Below are 4,524 nucleotides of genomic sequence, written 5' to 3'. Positions count from 1 at the left end.
GCCCCTCCACCGCGATGCCCACGCCCAGGAGCGTCAGCGTCAGCACCACCATGGCCCAGTAGCCGTCCATGTCGCCCAGCGGCGCCTCGTTGAGCGCGGACAGCGCGAGCGCGTTGGGGAACACGTGCGTGAGCGCCCAGACGGTCTTGTCCACCCAGTGCTTCTCGAAGCTGAGCCGGGGCGAGGGCGGGAAGATGCCCGCCTTGAACAGCACCTGCGTGACGGCGTACGCGAGCGCCAGGCCCGCGGCCATCACCAGCAGGTGCTTGATCATCCATCGCGCCGTGTCCTTCAGCGACACGGCGCGGTGCACCACCAGCGCCGCCGCCAGCAGCACCGCGGAGAACAGGCCGCTCACCTGATAGATGAGCGTCGCGCTTGCCATGCTCCCCACCGCGGCCAGCGCGTACGGCCACCGGACGGAGGCCTCCGCTCCCGGCGGACCGATGGCGCGGCGGGCGAAGGCGAACGCGCCCAGGCCCAGCATCAGCGCCAGGGCCTGCGGCCAGCAGATGCTCCAGTTGGCGATGACCTGCGCGGACGGCGTGACCGTGAGGAACCCCGCCAGCAGCGCGGCGGAGCCCGTCCGCCAGCCCTCCTTGCGCAGCAGCAGGAACACCGCCGCCGCGAGCACTCCCAGGCCGGCCACGCCCATCAGCCGCAGTCCCACCAGCCCGTCGATGCCGTTGGCCGCCTTCGCGGACACCTCCAGCATCCAGCCGTAGAGCGGGCGGCCCTGCGACGCGCAGAAACGGAGGATCTTCCCCGGCTCCTCGCGCGCCTCGCGCAGGATGGCGTAGTCGTCACGCAGGCCATACCGGTGGATGACCGCGCTCCAATAGATGAGCCAGGGAAGCAGGAGCAGCAGGGCCACGGTGCCGGGAACCACCAGCGCGCGCGGCGGGAGACGCTTCATCAACGAGAAGACCATCGAAGTTGACGCAACGTAGCAGAAGCCTCCCACTGACTCCCGGAGCAACCGGGACACGGCAGGGTTCCAGTCACGGTGAGAAGGGCGGGGCTCCAACTACCTGCGTGTCCTCACCGAACTCCGGGCCTCGGGGCTCTCTCACGATGTTGAGCACGGGCCGCGCGTCCGCGAGCGACGGAGTGAAGAGGGAGGGCTGGTCGGGGTCCGCGAACACGGTGGCGAAGTCCTCCGGGGCCAGGCCTCGCGCGAGCCGGGCCGCGAACGAGTCCTTGAGCTGGCGCACGTAGTACTCGACGTCGTAGTCGCGCGCGTCGTCGCCCGCGGGCTCGCCTGGAGTGGGGCGCGGGGCGGGTTCGCCGTCCTCGGTGAGTGCTTCCGGGAGCAGGCCCGCGCGGCCGCCGGTGGCGCGGTAGATGCGCACGCGCTCGCCCAGGGACCAGTGCTCGCGGCCGTTCGTGAGCAGCGCTTCGTACGGCAGCTCCCTGCGCTGCTTGCGCGTGGCCAGGTACTGCGAGGGGGACTTGGTCAGCCGCACCTGCGCGGTGACCTCGAAGGTGGGCACCTTCCGCCGCCGGAGTGCCATCACCGCGTCCACGTACGTGTCGCGCACGGCTCGCACGTCGCCGGCCAGCAGGTGCTGGAGGGCTCGGCGCAGGAAGTCTTCTCCATAGGGCTCCGCGCGGCTGGAGCGGAAGGCCACGCCGCGCAGCAGCAGGGGCCCGGCGTAGGGCTGGAGCGCGTAGTTCTTCGGTTCGTGCGACAGCATGGCGGCGTAGCGCCCGTCGAACTCCAGCTTCACTCGCGGCGGCAGCAGGGCCGCGACTTCCGACACCACGCGGCGCTCGTCTGCTTCCGTCCAGGCTTCAGGCACCGCGAAGTAGACGCCGTCCGTGTCGGCCTCCAGCAGCGTCACGCCCCGTTGTGCCAGCTCGCGGCACATCAGGCCCAGCAGTTCGCGTCCGCGCCGAGTCACCTCGTTGGCGGCGTGCACGTCCGAGAAGCGGGTGAGGCCCACCGCGCCCATGTATCCGTAGGCGGAGTTGATCAGCAGCTTCATCGCCGCGGAGATGGCTTCGTGCGTGTGCCGCTCCGGGGAACCGGGCGGGGCATTCTTCCCCTTGGCCTTCGCGTCCAGGCGCTGATCCACCAGCCGGTCCACCAGCGCGAGCAGCGCGTTCAGCCGGTCGCGCTTCGGCCCGATGCGGTACTGGCGCATCAGCGATGGGTAGAGGCTGGCCACGTCCGCCTTCACGATGTGCCGCGCGACGCCGGAGGCGAACAGGTGCAGCGCCGCGCCGCTGTGGGACGTGCCGTCGCCGGATTCGTGCCCGGGCAGCGCCGCGCCCGAGCGCACGTAGGCGCGCACCAGCAGCGGATCCAACACGCCCGTCGCCGGTCCCGCGTCCGCCAGCCGCTCGTAGCGCCGGGGGGCCATGCGCGCGAGCGCGAACGCCGCGCCGCCCATGAGGTGCGCCAGCCCCGCGGCCTCCGTCACGTCCTCGCGCGCGTAGCGGCGCACGCGCTCCGGGTCCTTCAGGAAGACCTCGTGCACGCGCGCGCCGGGGATGAGCTCGCGGTCGGGCCCGGATAGGCCCAGGTGCCGCGCCACCGCCTTGAGTCCGTGGCCGGGCAGGTCGCGGGCGGCGAAGTCGTGGCGGCGCACGGCGTCCAGCGTGTCGATGAACTCGCGGCCAGGGACGGTGTAGCGCGCGCGGCGCATGGCGTCCGCGTCACGGCCTCCGGGCCCTCGGTTCAGCGCGGCGCCTCTCGCCGAGGGGCGGTGGCGCAGGCCCGGCAGCCCCGCTCGGCCCAGCGCCAGCGACACGTTCAGCCGCTTCGCGCGCTGGTCCAGGAAGGGCAGGTCGAAGCCGTGCAGGTTGTGGTTCTCCACCACGTCGGGGTCGGCCTCGCGGATGCGCGCGACCAGCCGGCGCAACAGGTCCGCCTCACCCGCGTCTCCGTCCGCTGTCACCTCCAGCGTCTCCGCCCGGCCGTCTGGATCCCTCACCGCCACGAGGAAGATGCGGTCCCTGGATGGGTCCAGGCCGGTGGTCTCCAGGTCGAACTGGAGCCTTCGCAGGTCGTCGAAGACCAGGTCGCGGAAGTACGTGCGGCCGGTGGCCACCAGGTACTGCTCCTCCGGAGGCAGCACCAGCGCCGCGGCCGGGCCCAGGTCGCGCAGGTGGCCCACGCGTTGATCCAACCGCTTCGATGCGCCCTTGAGCACCGCGGACGCCAGCGCGCGGCCGTCATCCGCGCTGACGAGGAAGCGCAGCGCGCCGGGGCCCTCCAGTTCACGGAACGTCATCGCGCCCGGCACCGGCGGCATGCCTTCCGGGCGGAGCGCGTCCCCCAGGTGCTCCAGGTCCTGGAGCGACGAGAGCAGCACCCAGGGCCGGTACCTCGCGTCCTCGCGCAGCCTCGCGTGCGTGCCCTGCTGCCGCTTCCAGATGAAGGCTCGCCCGTCCGGCTCCGCCCAGACGGACACGATGCCCGGCGTGGGGTCCCATCCCCACAACCACTCGTCCTCCAGCGGATGGGGCGGCGGGACCATGGGCGGGGACTCGGGGGACGGAAGGCGCGGCGCGCGGGCGCTGCTCCGGGCGCTCATAGGCGCGCGAGGGCCCGCTTCGCAAGGGTGGGCGGACAGGAGCGGCGTGGCGCTGTCGGAAGGGCTTCGCATCGCTGGGGCTCGGCCCCAGCTTGAGGCCCCCGGCTGACAGCGGTATGTCAGGATTCATCGTCATGCAGCGCACCGAGCGACTCTTCGCCCTCGCCGAGTACCTGAGGGGCCGCCGCACCGGCGTCACCGCGGAGGTGCTGGCGGAGCGCTTCAGCGTGACGGTGCGGACCATCTACCGGGACCTGGACGCGTTGCGCGCCGCGGCGCTGCCGGTGGGCGCGGAGCGGGGCCGGGGCGGTGGCTACGCGCTGGACCGGGGCTACAGCCTGCCGCCGGTGAACTTCACCGCGCGCGAGGCGGCGCTGGTGGTGGCGCTGGGACGCTTCGCCATCGACATGCGGCTGTTGCCCTTCACGGGGACGCTGGAGTCGGCGCTGGACAAGGTGCGCTCCGCGCTGTCCACGTCCGCGCAGCGGGAGCTGCTGGCCCGGCTGCGTGAGCTGACGTTCCTGGGCGTGCCGTCCCTGCCCACTCGCAAGCCCGTGCGCGAGGCCCTGGAGCGCGCGTGGTTCGAGCGACAGCCGCTGCGCATCACCTACGTGGACAGCAACTTCCTGGAGACGGTGCGCGAGGTGCGCGTCGAGTCCGTGGTGATGGACCGGCACGAGACGCGGCTGGACGCGGTGGACCTCGCGTCCGGGGAGCGGCGCCACTTCCGGTTGGATCGCATCACACGCGCGGAGGTGGTGGGGGCCTGAAGCGCGAAGGAGGGGCCGTGCTCCTGTCGCGGCGCCCTCCTGCCGTGGGCCTCAGCCGCGCGAGGGGAAGACGCCTTCCGTCGCGATGATGAAGTTCACGCAGGTGTATGGGTTCTGGATGGGCACGGGCTGGTTGCCGCCGGAGATGCCCACGGCCTGGGGGCCCATCACCGTGCTGGGGGTCGTGACGTAGGGCAAGGGGGTGGTGGTGG

The 4,524-nt window shown here is 72.3% G+C and carries 2 protein-coding genes and 1 pseudogene; 1 reads left to right on the top strand and 2 read right to left on the bottom strand.

Annotated features, from left to right (window positions below):
• A pseudogene (locus tag D7Y15_RS42420) lies at positions 1–916 on the bottom strand (hypothetical protein); the annotation flags it as partial.
• An 85-nt stretch (positions 917–1,001) separates the two neighbouring features.
• A complete protein-coding gene (locus D7Y15_RS42415; RefSeq protein ID WP_121756107.1) occupies positions 1,002–3,485 on the bottom strand; it encodes a ribonuclease H-like domain-containing protein in 2,484 nt (827 codons plus the stop codon).
• A gap of 191 nt (positions 3,486–3,676) precedes the next feature.
• Between D7Y15_RS42415 and D7Y15_RS42410 the strand changes: the two genes are divergently transcribed.
• Positions 3,677–4,312, top strand: a complete 636-nt coding sequence (locus D7Y15_RS42410; RefSeq protein WP_121756108.1) for a YafY family protein — start codon at positions 3,677–3,679, stop codon at positions 4,310–4,312.
• Positions 4,313–4,524 lie beyond the last annotated feature (212 nt).

Origin of the sequence: Corallococcus sp. AB030, from assembly GCF_003668965.1 — a bacterium.
Lineage (GTDB): Bacteria > Myxococcota > Myxococcia > Myxococcales > Myxococcaceae > Corallococcus > Corallococcus exiguus.
Note: the sequence above shows the minus strand (reverse complement) of the source record. Positions and strands in the feature narration are given on the sequence as shown.